This window comes from Kaistella solincola (assembly GCF_000812875.1).
Lineage (GTDB): Bacteria > Bacteroidota > Bacteroidia > Flavobacteriales > Weeksellaceae > Kaistella > Kaistella solincola.
Map to the genome: position 1 here is coordinate 517,272 of NZ_JSYK01000002.1, position 16,291 is coordinate 533,562.

A 16,291-nucleotide genomic window follows, 5' to 3' on the forward strand; every position below is an offset into this window, starting at 1 on the left:
GAAAAATGAAAAAAATAGCCCTTTTAACCCTGTTTTTTTTATTTACGGTTCAAAATATTTTGGCTCAGAAAAGTCTTGTGGGCAGTTACCAGATTTCTTCCACCAATCCGTACGATGTGGCCTCGCACTGGCTGCTTTTCGATAATGGTGAATTTGCTGTAGTTCGTGCTTCGATGGTGGTTTCCGGGACTTACGAGGAAAAAGATGACGGAATAGAATTCACGCCGTCAGTACCAAAAGAACCTTTCCATGTCTTTGGCAGAAATAACAGGGAAATCAGCGGCACCAGAATTATGCTGAAAGGCGTCGATTTACGGGAAAAAATCTACGTCGCCACATCTTCTGACCAGATTTATTCCGTTTTCAGGAAAGACGCGCGATGTCTGCCTGCTACTCTACGGAAGATTTATGAAGAACCGATTTCAACGCTGATTCTTGCGAACCATTTAGGCGATGGTGATGAACCGGTAAATAAGTTCAGTTCAGAATACGATATCGGAAATTTCAACGATTTCATTATCATCTATTTTAATTCGCAAACAATTTTACCGCCTTTTAAGGGCAAAATTTCTAAAAATAAATTACGTGTTGAGTATGGATTATCATCATACGATAACCTCATCATTTCCGAATCTGATGAATTTAATGTAGGAATGTCCGTAGAAAAACAGCAGAATTATTATAAGCAAGATTCTTTGATCTGCGATAATGAATACAATTTTGTTACTTTCTCACCGGATTTAAATACCAATACCGTTCAAAGAATTGTAAACGATGAAGATTATGAATTTAATACCGACGAGGAAATTTTCACCATGAAAGCTTTGGCAGAAGGTGAAGAAAAAATGCCCGCGGATTTCGAAAAACTTTTTGTGTATAAAATGCTGCAATATAAAACAACATCTACTCCACCAGCTTTAGCCAAGAAAAGTTTATTTGATGCTAAATGCCATTAATTTTATCTTTTACTTCTAAAAAATTCTTTCACGATTTGTGAGCATTCGTTTTCCAAAATACCCAGGACAATTTCTGTTTTCGGATGAAGGTGCAGGTTTTTATTAATAAAACCGCGCTGCTCGTCTCGCGCGCCGATAACCACTTTCGAAATCTGAGACCAGTTTAAAGCGCCCGCGCACATCACGCAGGGCTCAAGCGTTACGTAAAGCGTACAGTTCTGCAGATATTTACCACCAATAAAATCTGCGGCAGAAGTAATAGCCTGCATTTCAGCATGAGCGGTTACGTCATTTAAAGTTTCGGTGAGGTTGTGTGCTTTTGCAATAATCCGGTTTTGTGAAACGACGACACAACCCACGGGAACTTCATCTTTTTCCAGTGCTTGAGTGGCTTCTGCCAAAGCCATTTTCATAAAATATTCGTCGTTAAAAGCCATTTTTTTTAAATTTCGTATTAACAAAAAAATAAGCCATTAAAACGGCATTTTTTTGACTTTTACTGACTAGAAGCGATATCCAATTCCCAGCATCCCTTTGCCGGTAATCTTATCGAAATTCCCGCTCCCAAATCTTCTGGCGATTCCCGCACTTGCTTCAAATAGGATATTTTTGCGCGCAATCCATTTTCCGCCAAAACCAAAACCTAGACCAAAAGTCGTATTATCTTCAATTTCAAACGAAGAATTTCCGTACGGATCCGAATAAAAATAAGTGTCGTAATTGCGGTCGTTTGACATGGTAATAGGCGCGAAACCTTCAATAAAAAATCCGGAGGCGTATTTTTTCCCAAAATACATCCGGTAATAAGGTGAAATTTGCGAGGTTACACCGTCAATGCTATCATCGCTGTTGAAAAGAAGAGCAACGTTAATACCTATTCCGGAGCTTTCATTAAGCAATCTTTCGTAAGAAACGTTCAACGCTGGACCTGCGATCAGCTCGATTGGGCTGATCATAATATCATTTTGTTTTTCTGCACCTTCCTGTGCGTGCAGCTGTAGAAAAGTGGCAAAAAATGCCGAAATAAGGAGAAATTTTTTCATAGGTTATTTTTACCAAATGTAATAATATATTTGGCACCGACTGTGTTTTTTTTAACAAGGTGCTTAGTCAAAATTCATTGCTAAAGGCAGGCGGAAACGGTAGCGCACGGGAGTGGAATTAATGTACGCCGGCGTAAATTTATTCGGTAAAAGATAGAGTGCAATCTCGGCCTGGCGGTTAAAAGTAAAATTTTCACCGTCTGCTTTTACACTGCTGATGCTGCCATCTTTTTCCACTACAAAAAGAAGATTTGTACGAATGATTTTTTTATCGGCAAGCACAGCGTCGGTATAGAAAATGTTGGAAATCTGCTCGCGCATTTTGTCAAAACCTCCGGGATATTGAGCGTCTGTGGTGAGGTCGGACTTTCGTGCATTGTATTTTGTTCCCGGCTTGTTTTCTTCATTTGGAAAAATTTGCCCTAAATCTTCCCGAATTTTCACTTTTACCAAAGCATTGATGAGCGCGCTGTTCTGGATGCTGTCCATCTTTACCATAAACTCCTGAAAAACGTTTCGTACCAGCGCTTTCTGTTCGACGTCCGGTTCTTTATCAAAGCGTTTTTTAAACTCGGTATTCAGCATGCTGCGCTGATAATCGTAATAATTTATTACGTCTTTAAACTCGGAATTTTGCTGCCCGAAAGTAAAGGACATTAAAAAAATGAAGAAGAATTGTAGATATTTTTTAAGCACAGCGGTAAATAAGAAAGTAAAAATAATTAAAATAAACGAGAATAAAATCTAAAGCACCGGGTGAAATCACTATTAAATAAAAGTCCCGCTCATTAGAACGGGACTTATTATTATTTATTGAAGATTAATTATTCTGCGCTTGTAGCTTCTGCAGCAGGAGCATCGCCTTCAGCAGGAGTAGCTTCACCTTCCTCATCTTCATCTTCAGCAGCAGCACCACCTTTAAGAGCTGTTCTTGCCATTTTCACGGCTACAACTACGGCATTATCAGGATGCATAAATGTAAATCCTTCTGCTTTTACATCTCCAACATAAAGTTTGCTACCGATTTTCAATGGCGTAATATCCACCACGATTTCGTCCGGCAAGTTAGCAGGAATCGCTTTAACTTTAAGTTTACGGAATGACTGACGAAGTGCACCACCCGCAACAACACCTTTAGAACGACCTGTTAATTTCACAGGAACTTCCATAATCACCGGCTTGTCTTCTGACAACTGGTAAAAATCTACGTGTAAAATTTTGTCTGTTAATGGGTGAAATTGAATGTCCTGAAGTACGGCAGGAATAGTTTTTCCGTCAACCTCAATAGATACCGTGTGTGCTTCAGGAGTATAAACCAACCCTTTGAATGCTCTTTCTTCTGCAGAAAAATTCAGGGTTTCTTCACCTCCGTAAACAACACAAGGAACTAATTCAGCATCACGTAAAGCTTTAGTAGACTTTTTGCCCACGCTTTCTCTTTTTGTACCTTGAATTGTAATTGATTTCATTATAGTAAATTAATAAATTTTAAGGCTGCAAAGATATAAATTTAATATTAAATAATGAATTTATCGCTGATGGATTTGTGCTGATGCACCATATTCATCACGTCAGCAAACAATTCTGCACAGGATAGCACTTTTATTTTAGAACTTAATTCGGTTTTCACCGGAATGGTATCCGTAACAATAACTTCCGAAAGCTGAGAATTTTCAATGTTTTCATACGCATTTCCGGAAAGAACTGCGTGTGTTGCCATTGCACGAACGCTCAGCGCGCCGTTTGCCATGATAATTCCTGCAGCTTTACACAACGTACCTGCGGTGTCAATCATATCATCAATAAGAACGACGTTTCTACCTGCAACATCACCAATAAGGAACATTTCATCAACGACGTTCGCTTTTTTACGCTCTTTATAAGCAATTACGACATCGGCTCCGAGGTGGCCGGCATAATTTTTAGCTCTTTTTGCTCCTCCCATATCCGGTGATGCGATGGTAAGGGATGGCAAATTCAGCTTTTGGATATAATCGATGAAGATTGTGGAAGCGTACAAATGATCGACTGGAATTTCGAAAAAGCCCTGAATCTGATCAGCATGTAAATCCATGGTCATGATTCGCGTTGCACCGGCGGCTGTAAGTAAGTTTGCCACCAGCTTTGCTCCGATTGGCGCTCTTGGCTGATCTTTTCGATCCTGGCGCGCTAATCCATAATATGGAAGAACCACCGTGATGCTTTTTGCTGAAGCACGTTTTGACGCATCGATCATCAGTAATAATTCAAGCAGATTATCTGCCGGCGGAAAGGTGGAACCAATTAAAAAAACCCGCGCACCACGCACGGATTGGTCTAAAACAGGTTCGAATTCGCCGTCGCTGAACTCCTGAAAATTAATTTTTCCCATTTCCTGCCCATAAAAATGAGCGATTTTTTCTGCCAAAACCTTACTGGTGCGGGTAGAAAATAAATAACTTGCCTGGTCAGCCATTTTTTCACTTTATTAGATGTGCAAATTTAAAAAAAATAAAACCACCCGAAGAACTCAAGTGGTTTAATTATTTGGTTTAATTAGTCCCGATTTTTTTAAGGGAAAGTAACGCCGGAATAGCTGTTTACATTTACTTTTGGTAAAGTAGATTTGTATTTATCATTAATAGCTTCGATAAATTCATTAGCTAAGATTGCGTATCCGCGTCCTGTTGGATGTACACCGTCCAGTGAGAATGAACCACCGGTTACAAATGTTGAAGTATACTTCACGCCATCAAACTGGATACCGCCGGTTGCGTTAAGTTCACCCATTGTAGTATTAGCATCTACGAAAGCAAGCCCGTAAGTACCCGCTAAAGCAACAATTGATTTATTGTATGCTGTTACAGCTTTTGCCACTTTACCAACTTCAGTTGCTGTTAAAGAGTATTGATCGCCTACTGGGAAAGATGCTCCGTAAATAAACTGTGAAGTTGCTGTTGCAGGTGCATTTGTAAGTGCATCAAGACCTAAAACATTTGAAGCGGTAAGAAGAATCAATTCTCCTTTTTTCGCCTGTCTAGCCTGACCAAAAGCATTTCCTAAAAATGCTGCCTGTGTTGCCGGATATCCGTTTGCTGCTAAAACTGCGGTTAGCTGTGCTGATAAGTTTGGTAAAGAATTATCCACAATAATTACCGGATTATTTCCTGCTTTTACCATTGAAAAACGGTCTGGTGCACCTAAGTAAGTAAGCGCTCCGATTAATGGCTGATATAAGCCAGCGTTTAAAGCCTGTGCTTTTGCAGCGTCTAAAGGGACTGCATTATAAGGAACACGGTTGAAGTAAGGAATTTTTGTTACATCCGGAATGTTAGCAATTACGCCTTTTGTAGCTCCTACACTTTTCAAACCATCAAGCATGCTTTTGATTACACCCGCAACAAGAGTAGGATCAGAAATATCATTAGACTTATAGGTTGCAGGGTTCATATTACCTGTTTGGTCAACTGCTGCAACAACTTTGTTATCTGATGTGGTATTTGTTCCGCCACTTGTTGCGTAAGAAAGAACATCGTTATTACCAATCCACAGCGAGAAGAACGTCGGTTTTTGCTCCATTGCATCACCAATAACGCTTGAGGTTGGTGTTTTGGCAAAACGCACGAAGTACGGATTTGCTGCTCCAACAGCTAAATTTGCTGCGCTACCGTAACCCGGTGCAACAAGGTGAAAAGATTTTGCTCCCGGAACTCCCATATTATTATAAGGACCCGCGCTATAAATATTTGCTAAAGTTGTCGCGCCCGTTCCCGGTGCGATCGCCAAACCAAGTGTTGGAGTTAAAATTCTTTTGTTGGAAAATCCAACAGACGGAATACCACCTAAATTATCTGCCATCAAAGGTTGCTTGAAGACACCACCACCGGCTAAGGCCATCTGTTGAGCGATCATTGAAGGGAAAGATTGAGTTTGTCCATCAATGTACAAAGCACCATCTTGGTAACCTGAAGTCAATGAATTACCAATTGCCACATATTTGCTGAAATCTGCGGTGCCGCTTGTTACAGCAATATTTGCAACATCTGTTTCAAAATCTGTCTTACAACTCGCAGTGCTCAATAATGCTGCTACTGCCAGGGTTGAATATACTATTTTTTTCATAATTTATTAATCTTAAAATGCGTTATATGAAAGACCTAAACCAAAATAATAAGCTTTCGCTTTAGCCTGTCCGTAGAAGTTATTGTAATCGTTTTCAACCATTCTGGTTTTTGGGAAAGCAAGTCCACCCGCAAGATCCACTCCGAAACCTTTGAAAACATTAATTCCTAAACCTGCAGTAAATACATTGGAATCAAATGATGGCGTTTCTGCCTGGAAATTTTTGTCAGAGTATGGTGACTCGTCATAATAATATCCTGCGCGTGCAGCAAACATATCATTAATCTGGTATTGAGTTCCGATTCTGTAGGTGCGTGTGCTTTTGAAGTTTTTCGGGCTTACCAAAATGGTTGCATCATTTGGCTGATTACCGATTGGTGCGTTTTCGAAATCTAAAGTAAGTTCGTTATAACGGTCCCAACCGCTGTAATTAAAGTCTCCGGAAACCAACCATTTCGGTGTAATTTTATAAGTAAGACCTACTGTATATTCATCAACCAAAGGTAAAGTTGCTTTAAATGAATCTGTACCGGCAGCATCAAGACCCAAGTTCGGATATAAAGCCTGAGAAATATTGAAACTTACGGTTCCGTTATCCGCTTTCATATCGATTGGTGAACGGTACGCGATGCTTACATCTAATTTTTCGGTTGGTTTAATATAGAATCCAACACCGAAACCACTTCCGGAAGCCTGGTCATCGGTAAGATTTAAACTTCCGCCCAACTGCGTTACCGCTTTGTCCCAGTTTACACTTCCTTTTGCGTAGATATAGCTACCACCAACAGATGCCCACGGTGATAATTTAAAGGAAACCATCGGCTGGAAATAGAAAGCTTTCAGCTCCAGACGCTGTACGATCTCGCGACCCGCCCAGTCAGAAGGCCATTCAATAGTACTTCCGAATGGCGTAGAAAAGTTGAAACCAACTGATACATTATCTAAAACTTTATATGCAATTGCAGCATAAATAGGTGTTCCAAGCGGACTGTCTGTTTCATAAGACTGTAGCGTTGACATATTTTGGTAAGTCACTGTGGACTGTGCGCCAAAACCTCCAGCTGCAACACTTAATTTTGCCGGAATGAAAGACATTCCCGCAGGGTTGAAAAATGTTACACTCGCATCTTCCGTATGAGCACTGGTGTGTGCCATGGCCAACTGCTTTACACCCTGTAAAGAAACTCTAAAGCCACCGGCATAGGAAAGAACGCCGGCCAACAATGCTGTTGTTACAACTATTTTTTTCATAAAATCATTATTAATGTTCCAAATATAAAATTATTTTTTAAACAATTGTTAATTATTCTTAATTTATTTCAAACATATTTGGTTAAATGCCAGTCGTTTAAAGGCTGCGCTCAGAAATTAATAAAAATTCCCCTTTAGAACAGGCAATTTTTGCTTTTTAGCTAAAAATGTAACAGCACTTGTTTAATTTAAATAAAATGCCTTTTTAGCACCGAATTTTTAAATTCAGTAATTATATGATTAGCATAATAAGCAGACAATATTTGAACATATCATAAATAATTACCATTTTTAATGCATTTTGAAAAATAACCGATGGAAATGAATGCCCTTTGGCCGATACCAAAAAAATTATACTAAATTTGCAGCTTATTACAAAAAATAAAAATATGAGTTGTGGATGCAAAACATCCGGCGATTCTTCCCATTCCTGCGGAACGAAATCTGCAAATGGGTGTGAAAGTGTAGATACGTGTGGCAATAGTTATAAATTAAGTGTTTTTGATTGGCTTTCGGATATTAACAATCCGTCGCAGTCACAAACTGATTTTGTGGAAGTTAGATTTAAAAACGATCATAAATTTTTCTATAAAAACGTAAATAAATTGCCGCTTCATATCGGAAGCATCGTCACAGTAGAATCCAGCCCGGGTCACGATATAGGTGTAGTAAGCCTTACAGGAGAATTGGTTAAAATTCAGATGAAGAAAAAATACGTCACTGAAGATAACCCACTGAAAATTTACCGTTTAGCCAACCAAAAAGATATTGAGGTTTGGCAGGAATACCGCGCGAAAGAAGAAAGCGTAAAAATACAGGCACGTAAAATTGCGTATGCTTTAAACCTGGATATGAAAATTTCTGATGTTGAATATCAGGGCGATGGCGGTAAAGTTACCTTTTATTATACTGCAGAAAATCGCGTAGATTTCCGGCAGTTGATTAAAGAATACGCGTCACTTTTCCGTACTAAAATTGATATGAAACAGATTGGTTTCCGTCAGGAAGCCGCAAAAATTGGCGGAATTGGCTCCTGCGGACGCGAACTTTGCTGTTCTACCTGGTTGACAGATTTCCGTTCGGTGAATACCAACGCCGCGCGTTATCAGCAATTGAGTATTAATCCGCAAAAATTAGCTGGCCAGTGCGGAAAATTAAAGTGCTGTTTAAATTACGAGCTCGACAGTTATTTGGATGCGCTCAGCGATTTTCCTTCTTCAAATTCTACCATTGATTCCGTTAAAGGAAAAGCGTTCTGCATTAAAATCGATGTGTTCAAAAAAAGAATGTGGTTTGCTTATGTAGATCATTCCATGGCTTGGTACGATCTTGATGTTCAGGAAGTTAAAAAATTGCTGTCTCAGAATAAAAAAGGTGAAAAAGCGCCGCCTCTGGAAGAATTAAAAACCAATGATATTCCGGTAAAATCTGTAGATTTAATTCAGGAAAACAATGTGGACCGTTTCGAACGACGGGACAGAAATTCTGGAAAAAACCAGAAAAGAAGGCCGAATAACCAAAACCAAAATCAGCCTCGCGGAAACCGAAAACCAGCTGAAAACCAAAATCAAACGGAAAAGAGAAATCAGCCGCGCCGCGAAAAGCAACCAACCGAAAATGCGAAACCTGCTCAACCGCAGGCTAAAAAATTTAAAAAGAAGACTCCGCCCAAACGTGATGAAAATACATAACATTTTGAGCCTTTTTTTCGTTATTGCAATTTTGCTAAGTTGTGGTGATAATTCAGAATATGTGGAACTCAAAGGTCTTAACGGCACTTGGGATAAAAATGCTGAACAGAAGTTTAACTTTAATATTACCGATAATCAAGAGTCCAGAAATATTATATTTGTGGTAAGAAATAATAATGACTATCCGTACAGCAATATCCGCTTAATCGTTGATTTTCTGAACAATAAAACCAAAACCAAAAGCACTGATACGCTGAATTATATTTTAGCGGAACCAAACGGCACCTGGTTAGGTAAAGGCTTTGGAGATACCAAAGAAATCCTTTTTCAGTATAAAGTAAATTATAAATTCCCGAATGTGGGCGATTATTCCATCGGCATCAAACAGGCTATGCGTCAGGAAAAATTGCCGGGTATAGAAGATATTGGCGTTAAAATTAATACAGCGAAACCGTAAAAGTATTTATGGAAAACACACAGAATAAAGGAAATAAAACACAGTTTCCGCTTCCTCCCAAAAAAACCCGGAATACCGGCTGGAAAAAGTGGGTAAAAATGATCTGGATGGGACTTGCCATCCTGGTTGTAGGCATTGCCGGATTATTTTTTGCGGTTTCACAGGGTTTTCTTGGTGATATGCCCGATGTGAAGGAACTCGAAAATCCAGATATCTATGTTGCTTCGGAAATTTACTCTTCAGACGGTAAACTTTTAGGAAAATTCGAAAAAGAAAAAACGCAGCCTGTTACTTACAAGCAGCTTCCACCGTATTTAATTTACGCTTTACAGGCAAAAGAAGATGAGCGCTTTAAAGAACATTCAGGAATTGATTTACAGTCCGTTGCGCGTGCCGTGGCATTTGGTGGTCAGCGTGGTGGTGGTTCCACCATTACCCAGCAGTTGGCAAAACTTCTTTTTACCGGAACAGCTTCCCAGAACACCGTTCAGCGTGTTTTTCAAAAACTCAAAGAATGGGTTGTTGCGGTAAGTCTTGAAAAAAGATACACCAAAGAAGAAATTATTACGCTCTATTTCAACAAGTTCGATTTTGTAAATAACGCAAACGGAATTGAAATGGCATCGCGAATTTATTTCAACAAAAAAACGCCGGAACTTACACTTCCGGAGGCAGCTACTTTTGTGGCGATGTTGGAAGCGCCGGTTGCGAATAATCCCTTGAGAAATCCGGACCGCGCGAAACGCAGAAGAGATGTGGTTTTAGACCAAATGCTGAAAACCGGATATTTGGATCAGCAAACTTATGAAAAAGCCGTAGCAACACCAATTCAAACAGATTTTCATCCTATAAAAACCATCGACGACGGATATTCCGCGTATTACAAATCTTATCTGAGACAGGAAATCGAAGGCTATATTAAAGATTTTGAGAAAAAAACAGGCAAAAGACTCAATATTTTTAAAGATGGTTTAAAGATTTATACCACATTGGATTCACGAATGCAGGTTTATGCTGAAGAAGCTATTAAAGAACATTTAACCGACCTTCAAAAAAGATTTGATGCTGAACAGCGCGGCCGTAAAGACCGTCCGTTCTACTTAATTGATGACAAACAGATCAATTCCATCATGGTTCAGGCCATGAAGCGTACAGGCCGCTATAAGCAGCTTAAAAACGCGGGCGTTTCGGAAGATTCCATCATGATCGATTTTAAAACCCCGATCAAAACCTCCAGATTTACCTGGGATGGTGAAGAAGAAGTAGAAATGTCGCCGTGGGATTCCATCAGATACCACAAGCAAATCGCGCAGGCGGGATTAATGTCTATGGTTCCTGGAACCGGCGAAATTAAAGCTTGGGTTGGCGGGATTAACTGGCAGCATTTCCAGTACGATCACATCAAGCAGGGAAAAAGACAGGTTGGTTCTACATTTAAACCATTTGTTTACGCTACTGCGATTATGAAATTAGGGATGACGCCTTGTTCAACCGTTTCTAACGCAACTTACACCAAAGGAACGTGGCGCGTAGAAGGCTCCGGCGGAATGCTGACACTTCGTGATGCCTTAGCCCACTCTAAAAACCCGGTTGCCGTGCGCCTAATTGAGATGACCGGCGTAAAAAGTGTAATCCAGACAGCGCGTGATTTGGGCGTCACTGAAGAAATTCCAAACGAATACGCCGTTGCTTTAGGATCTTCGGATATTACCATTTACGAAATGCTTGGCGCCTACAGTACTTTTGCAAATTACGGAAACTACATTAAACCCGAAATGATCTGGCGTATTGAAGATGCCAACTCCCGTTTGATTAAAGAGGTGAAACCAGTGACCAAAGAAGTAATGAACGAATTATACGCTTACACCATGATCGATTTGATGAAAGGTGTTGCCGAATATGGTACCGGTGCAGGCGAACTCGGTCGTCGCGGAGTTCCGCAAGGAATTGAAATTGCCGCCAAAACCGGAACAACACAAAACAACTCTGATGGTTGGTTTATGGGTATTACACCAAATCTTGCGACGGGAGTCTGGGTTGGCTGGGAAGACCGTGCGGCGCACTTCCGCGGAACGGGTGAAGGTCAGGGTGCAAAAATGGCATTACCAGTTTGGGCGATTTATATGAAAAAAGTCTGGGCCAATAAAGACCTCGAAGTTTCACCTGAAGACAAGTTTGTAAAACCTTCCAACTGGACCGGAAGCTGTACTGATTTACAGGGACTCGGCGGTTATGGTGACGAAGGCGCGCTGCAAACTATCGATGAAATTAAAAATCCGAAAGCTGAAGAACCAGTTAACGTTCCGAAAAAATCTCCGGCGAAAAAAAAGGAAAATGTCAACGAAAAAATCAATACCGGCGACGAAATTGATTTTAATAAATAACTTCTATTTTACTCATATCATCCTTTCAAAGTAATTTGGAAGGATTTTTTTTACCTTTGATACATGAATTTAGACCGTATAACACAACCATATTTCGAAATTTTTCCGGGTGATTTGTCCGGAAATCCTCAGCAGCGCCAAACGCCAAAAATGGTCTTTTCAACCGTTAAAATCGTGGGTTTTGAAAAGCCGGAACTTATTATTTTTAATGAAAAGTTAGCGCAGGAAATCGGTTTGGGTGAAATTGAAAACCAGGATGATCTGAACTTTTTAAATGCTTCTGCACTTCCGGAAAATATTAAAACGTATTCTACGGCGTACGCCGGACATCAGTTTGGGAACTGGGCGGGACAGCTTGGCGATGGACGCGCAATTTTTGCCGGTGAAATAACCAATGAAAATGGCAAAAAAACAGAACTTCAGTGGAAAGGTGCGGGCGCAACTCCGTATTCCAGACATGCTGATGGTCGTGCGGTGCTGCGCTCTTCCGTGCGGGAATATCTAATGAGTGAAGCGATGCACCATCTCGGTATTCCGACAACGCGCGCACTTTCGCTTTCGCTGAGCGGCGAGCAGGTGGTTCGCGATATGTTATATGACGGAAATGCGGCGTACGAAAAAGGCGCCGTCATGATGCGGACAGCACCGAGCTTTTTGCGCTTCGGTCATTTTGAATTATTATCAGCGCAGAAGGAAACAGCTACTTTGCAAAAATTAGCCGATTTTGCCATCAAAAATTATTTCGCGGAAATCGATGAAAACAGTTCTACAAAATATGCCGAATTTTTCCAGAAAATTTCTGATTTAACCGCGGATATGATTGTAGAATGGTACCGCGTGGGATTCGTACACGGCGTGATGAATACCGACAACATGTCGATTCTTGGGCTGACGATCGATTATGGACCGTTTTCTTTTTTAGATGAATACCATCTGAATTTTACCCCAAACACTACCGACTTACCCGGCCGACGTTACGCTTTTGGAAATCAGGCGAAAATAGCCCAATGGAACCTTTGGCAGTTAGCAAATGCGCTTTATCCGTTAATTAAAGATGAGCAACAACTGGAAAAAACGCTGAATAATTTCAACGAACGTTTTTGGCAAAAACACGATGAAATGATGGCGAAAAAATTTGGCTTTGATGTAGTACTGGAAGGCGACGCCGCTTTTTTCACCGAAGTGCAACAGCTCATGCAGGATTTAACCTTGGATTACACCTTATTTTTCAAACAGCTGGAAACTTTCACACAAGAAAAAGAGAGCAAACTATATTTCAAAGATGTTTTTTACGCATCACCAACGACGGAAAATCTTGAAAAATTTGACTCTTTTCTCGAAAAATATTTTGGTCGATTTTCGAAAAATACGATTTCAAAAGAAGAATCTTTGGAGCTGATGCAAAAAACCAACCCAAAATTTATCCTTCGAAATTACCTGCTTTTTGAATGTATCAATGAATTAAATGAAGGCAAAAAAGATCTTTTAAATAAATTGCAGCACGCTTTAGAAAATCCATACGAAGAAATTTATCCCGAATTTTCGGTTAAAAGGCCATCTTTCTACGATGGCCAAACCGGCTGTTCAACCTTGTCGTGCAGTTCCTAAAATTGCCTATTTTTGCAGCTAAAATTTCACTTTGGATTTCAAACAAAAATTTACAGATTTACTGCGTACTGTTTTCCCGCAAACAAAATTTGAGCTGCTCTTATTCCTGATTTTTTTCAGCGCCTACGGCATTCTGGGAACCATAATCGCCATAGATTACCGCATTATTTTTGATAACAGAATTCCGTGGGACGCGTATTTCAGCTTTGATAACCGTGCGATTGTGATGACCGGCGGCGGTTTCGAAAGACATCCGTTTGCCAATTATTTTTTCACCTGGATTCGGGAGTTTACACTTTTGTTTTCAAACGGTGAAAAAAACGAAATCTTCCGGCTGGTTTTGGCCTGGTGCAGCAACCTTGCGGTGAGTTTAAGTTTAATTCAGATTTATAAATATCTGAAAAACATTATCACTTTACCGAAAAAAATTTCGAGCTTAATCACCATTTTTTTTGCTTTTTTCAGCACACCGATTTTGCTTTCTTTTACACCGGAAACATACACTTATACTTTATTTTTCTTAATGCTGTTTAATTATTACGCGGCGCTGAAGCTTAGAAAAAATGAAAAAATTCCGGCCTCTGCACTGATTTTTTCCGGAATTGCTGTTGGAGGATTAACCGTGACTAATATTGTTAAAGTGTATATTCCGTTGCTGTTTGAAGAAAAAGTGTTCCGGAACTGGCGAAAATTTGGCAATTTGGTATTGCGTGTAGCACTTTCGGTGGCAGCTTTTGTTTTGCTGTTTATGTACCGCTTAAACTTTCAGTTCCTGAATTTTTTCGAAAAATCCACAGAACAGCTTGAAAAATTTTCGAAACCAAAAGTTACACCGCTTTGGGATATGATAATTTCATGGTTTTTTGGTGGAAATATGCTTTTCAGCTCCTTCATTCTGCGTGATTATCACAACAAAAAAGGCTTTGAATACAAAGCAATTTTCATGGATGTTTTTACCACAGCACTTCCGTACATTTTCACGGGAATCATTTTGGTTTTGGTGTTGTGGAGTTATGTAAAGAACTTTAAAAATAAGCTGGTACAGGTATTAATGCTGTCGTTTTTAGTGGATATTTCAATTCACTGTATTTTAAAATTCGGGCTTCACACTTCGTATATTTACGGTGGACATTTTATTTTCATTTTTCCGCTGATGATCGGCTGGCTTTTTTACGCTTACCGCAATTCTGCTAAAATGATTTCCATTTTATTCGTCGTTATTTGGATACTTTTTGCCTATTTAGCTTTTAATAATGTGTACCGGATGACGGAATTTTTCCAGTTCCTTAATTTGTATTACCGCTAAGTATCAAAACAAAAAAAACGAGCTAAAAGCACGTTTTTTTTTCATTTTAACCAAAAGTTTTTATTTCTTTTTGGCTTTTACTTTATCAACTTCCTCTTTAATAAAAGGATATTTTTGCTGCATATCATCCAAAAGCTGCGGATCGAGTTCCAGCGCTTTTGCAAGCGAATTTCTGCCTTTTTTCTGGTTGTTCAGGTGGAAATAACAGTTGCTTAACTGATAATAAAGTTCTGCTCTGTTATGAAGTTTTGTACCGTTCAAAAGCACCGCAATTGCTTCTTCATATTCACCAATCAGCATCAAAACTTCAGATTGCGCGTACCAGTTATAAAAACGGTTCGGTTCGAAATCCACCAATTTTTTCAGACAAATTAAACTTTCTTCAAACTCACCAGCTTCAATGTGAAGATAAGCCAACCTTTTCTGATATTCCATATTGGTGTCGTTCAGCGAAACTGCCTCTTTCGCAAAATGCAACGCTTCCTTCATGCTGCCCATTTCTTCGTACACATACGACTGTTCGATCATCGACATATAAAATTGCGGGTCATCGCGAAGTGATTTCTGGAAAAAATTCAGAGCTAAAACAGGTTGTTTATTCTCTTTGTAACACAAACCGATTTTATAGAAAGTGAAAGATTTGGTATATTCTAGCGTCAACATTTCTTCATAGACTGCGATGGCTTTTAGCCACTCGCCCATCGCTTCATAACACGCCGCTTTATTCGCATAAACGCCCACGGATTGGGAATTGATCGCCAATAAATAATCAAAACCTCTGATGGCTTCTTCGTAATTTTTCTTATTGAAGTAAAACTGACCGTATTCGTACCAAGCAGTTTCCGAAAAAGCATATTTATCCAGATAACCATTCAAAAATTCGATGGCTTCATCGCCTCTTTTCAGCTGGTTGTAGCAAAACATAATGTTTTCTAACGAATATTCATCCTGCGGATCGAATGTCAGTGCGAGTTTATAATGTTTCAGTGCCTTGAATGGATCTTCAAGGTTTACGTATTCGTCTGCGATAAAGTTGTGCAGGAAGTTTTCTTCTTCACCGAGTTCAAGCGCAAATTCGCAATATTCAATGGAACGTCGCGGGTTTCCAAGATTTGAATAATATTTCGCACAGCACACCAGAAAATCTGTTTTTTCCATGCAGCTTTCCTTTAGTTCAGCCATTAATTCCTTGGCTTCCGAATATTTTTCAAGTTCAAGAAAAACCTCGAATTGTTTTACTTTAAGGTCGATAGAATTGGGATGGATTTTAAGGCCATATTTTGTCGCCATATCGGCAAACGAAATATCGCCCATTTCCAGGTAGTGAATAATGATTTCTTCGTATTCTTCGGTTTCGAAGTACAATTCGTCATTATTTTCTATCATTGCTTCGAACCGTTGTACTAGTTCGTTTTCAAAAAATTCTTCCAATAGTATATTTTACGGTTATTTCCGATGGAGGAATTGCGCTTGCAACCTTCGGAAAAACCTTTT

General features: G+C 39.6%; 14 protein-coding genes. 6 read left to right on the forward strand and 8 right to left on the reverse strand.

From position 1 onward, the window contains the following. The first annotated feature begins 5 nt into the window (after positions 1-5). Positions 6-956 (forward strand): hypothetical protein, encoded by a 951-nt coding sequence (locus tag OA84_RS03435; protein ID WP_039342293.1) that lies wholly within the window; start codon positions 6-8, stop codon positions 954-956. 2 nt (positions 957-958) lie between these two features. Here the strand turns inward: OA84_RS03435 and OA84_RS03440 are convergent, their stop codons facing one another. From OA84_RS03440 to OA84_RS03470, 7 genes are all read right to left on the reverse strand, one after another. After that, positions 959-1,393: a nucleoside deaminase gene (locus OA84_RS03440; protein WP_039342295.1), complete on the reverse strand. Its 435-nt coding sequence runs from the start codon at positions 1,391-1,393 to the stop codon at positions 959-961. 66 nt (positions 1,394-1,459) lie between these two features. After that, complete coding sequence (locus tag OA84_RS03445) at positions 1,460-1,999, reverse strand: hypothetical protein (RefSeq protein ID WP_052252087.1); 540 nt, start codon at positions 1,997-1,999, stop codon at positions 1,460-1,462. Between the two features lie 63 nt (positions 2,000-2,062). Then, positions 2,063-2,656 carry a hypothetical protein gene (locus tag OA84_RS03450; protein WP_233701814.1) on the reverse strand — a complete coding sequence of 198 codons (594 nt, stop codon included), beginning with the start codon at positions 2,654-2,656 and terminating at the stop codon, positions 2,063-2,065. Positions 2,657-2,823: 167 nt separating this feature from the next. Continuing rightward, on the reverse strand, positions 2,824-3,468 hold the full coding sequence (locus tag OA84_RS03455; protein ID WP_039342298.1) for a 50S ribosomal protein L25/general stress protein Ctc: 645 nt from the start codon (positions 3,466-3,468) through the stop codon (positions 2,824-2,826). 47 nt (positions 3,469-3,515) lie between these two features. Continuing rightward, the gene (locus tag OA84_RS03460) at positions 3,516-4,454 is read right to left on the reverse strand and encodes a ribose-phosphate diphosphokinase (RefSeq protein WP_039342301.1); all 939 of its coding nucleotides are present in this window, start codon (positions 4,452-4,454) and stop codon (positions 3,516-3,518) included. 95 nt (positions 4,455-4,549) lie between these two features. Further along, on the reverse strand, positions 4,550-6,100 hold the full coding sequence (locus OA84_RS03465; protein WP_039342304.1) for an SGNH/GDSL hydrolase family protein: 1,551 nt from the start codon (positions 6,098-6,100) through the stop codon (positions 4,550-4,552). A gap of 12 nt (positions 6,101-6,112) precedes the next feature. After that, positions 6,113-7,351: an OmpP1/FadL family transporter gene (locus OA84_RS03470; protein WP_039342307.1), complete on the reverse strand. Its 1,239-nt coding sequence runs from the start codon at positions 7,349-7,351 to the stop codon at positions 6,113-6,115. Between the two features lie 389 nt (positions 7,352-7,740). Here OA84_RS03470 and ricT point away from each other — a divergent pair, with 389 nt between their 5' ends. From ricT to OA84_RS03495, 5 genes are all read left to right on the forward strand, one after another. Further along, positions 7,741-9,042, forward strand: a complete 1,302-nt coding sequence (gene ricT / locus OA84_RS03475) for a PSP1 domain-containing protein (protein WP_039342748.1) — start codon at positions 7,741-7,743, stop codon at positions 9,040-9,042. A 4-nt stretch (positions 9,043-9,046) separates the two neighbouring features. Next, on the forward strand, positions 9,047-9,499 hold the full coding sequence (locus tag OA84_RS03480; protein WP_233701815.1) for a gliding motility lipoprotein GldH: 453 nt from the start codon (positions 9,047-9,049) through the stop codon (positions 9,497-9,499). Positions 9,500-9,507: 8 nt separating this feature from the next. Next, complete coding sequence (locus OA84_RS03485; protein WP_039342313.1) at positions 9,508-11,883, forward strand: penicillin-binding protein 1A; 2,376 nt, start codon at positions 9,508-9,510, stop codon at positions 11,881-11,883. A 63-nt stretch (positions 11,884-11,946) separates the two neighbouring features. Next, positions 11,947-13,491 carry a protein adenylyltransferase SelO gene (locus OA84_RS03490; RefSeq protein WP_039342316.1) on the forward strand — a complete coding sequence of 515 codons (1,545 nt, stop codon included), beginning with the start codon at positions 11,947-11,949 and terminating at the stop codon, positions 13,489-13,491. Positions 13,492-13,522: 31 nt separating this feature from the next. After that, positions 13,523-14,797: a DUF6080 domain-containing protein gene (locus OA84_RS03495; RefSeq protein WP_052252089.1), complete on the forward strand. Its 1,275-nt coding sequence runs from the start codon at positions 13,523-13,525 to the stop codon at positions 14,795-14,797. Between the two features lie 60 nt (positions 14,798-14,857). Here the strand turns inward: OA84_RS03495 and OA84_RS03500 are convergent, their stop codons facing one another. Further along, on the reverse strand, positions 14,858-16,228 hold the full coding sequence (locus OA84_RS03500; protein WP_039342319.1) for a tetratricopeptide repeat protein: 1,371 nt from the start codon (positions 16,226-16,228) through the stop codon (positions 14,858-14,860). Between the last annotated feature and the right edge of the window lie 63 nt (positions 16,229-16,291).

Excerpts from the sequence above, each read along its gene's own strand:
- OA84_RS03465 (WP_039342304.1), bottom strand. The coding sequence starts at position 6,100 with ATGAAAAAAATAGTATATTCAACCCTGGCAGTAGCAGCATTATTGAGC.
- OA84_RS03485 (WP_039342313.1), top strand. The coding sequence starts at position 9,508 with ATGGAAAACACACAGAATAAAGGAAATAAAACACAGTTTCCGCTTCCT.
- OA84_RS03460 (WP_039342301.1), bottom strand. The coding sequence starts at position 4,454 with ATGGCTGACCAGGCAAGTTATTTATTTTCTACCCGCACCAGTAAGGTT.
- OA84_RS03435 (WP_039342293.1), top strand. The coding sequence starts at position 6 with ATGAAAAAAATAGCCCTTTTAACCCTGTTTTTTTTATTTACGGTTCAA.
- OA84_RS03470 (WP_039342307.1), bottom strand. The coding sequence starts at position 7,351 with ATGAAAAAAATAGTTGTAACAACAGCATTGTTGGCCGGCGTTCTTTCC.
- ricT (WP_039342748.1), top strand. The coding sequence starts at position 7,741 with ATGAGTTGTGGATGCAAAACATCCGGCGATTCTTCCCATTCCTGCGGA.
- OA84_RS03445 (WP_052252087.1), bottom strand. The coding sequence starts at position 1,999 with ATGAAAAAATTTCTCCTTATTTCGGCATTTTTTGCCACTTTTCTACAG.
- OA84_RS03450 (WP_233701814.1), bottom strand. The coding sequence starts at position 2,656 with ATGTCCTTTACTTTCGGGCAGCAAAATTCCGAGTTTAAAGACGTAATA.
- OA84_RS03440 (WP_039342295.1), bottom strand. The coding sequence starts at position 1,393 with ATGGCTTTTAACGACGAATATTTTATGAAAATGGCTTTGGCAGAAGCC.
- OA84_RS03490 (WP_039342316.1), top strand. The coding sequence starts at position 11,947 with ATGAATTTAGACCGTATAACACAACCATATTTCGAAATTTTTCCGGGT.
- OA84_RS03455 (WP_039342298.1), bottom strand. The coding sequence starts at position 3,468 with ATGAAATCAATTACAATTCAAGGTACAAAAAGAGAAAGCGTGGGCAAA.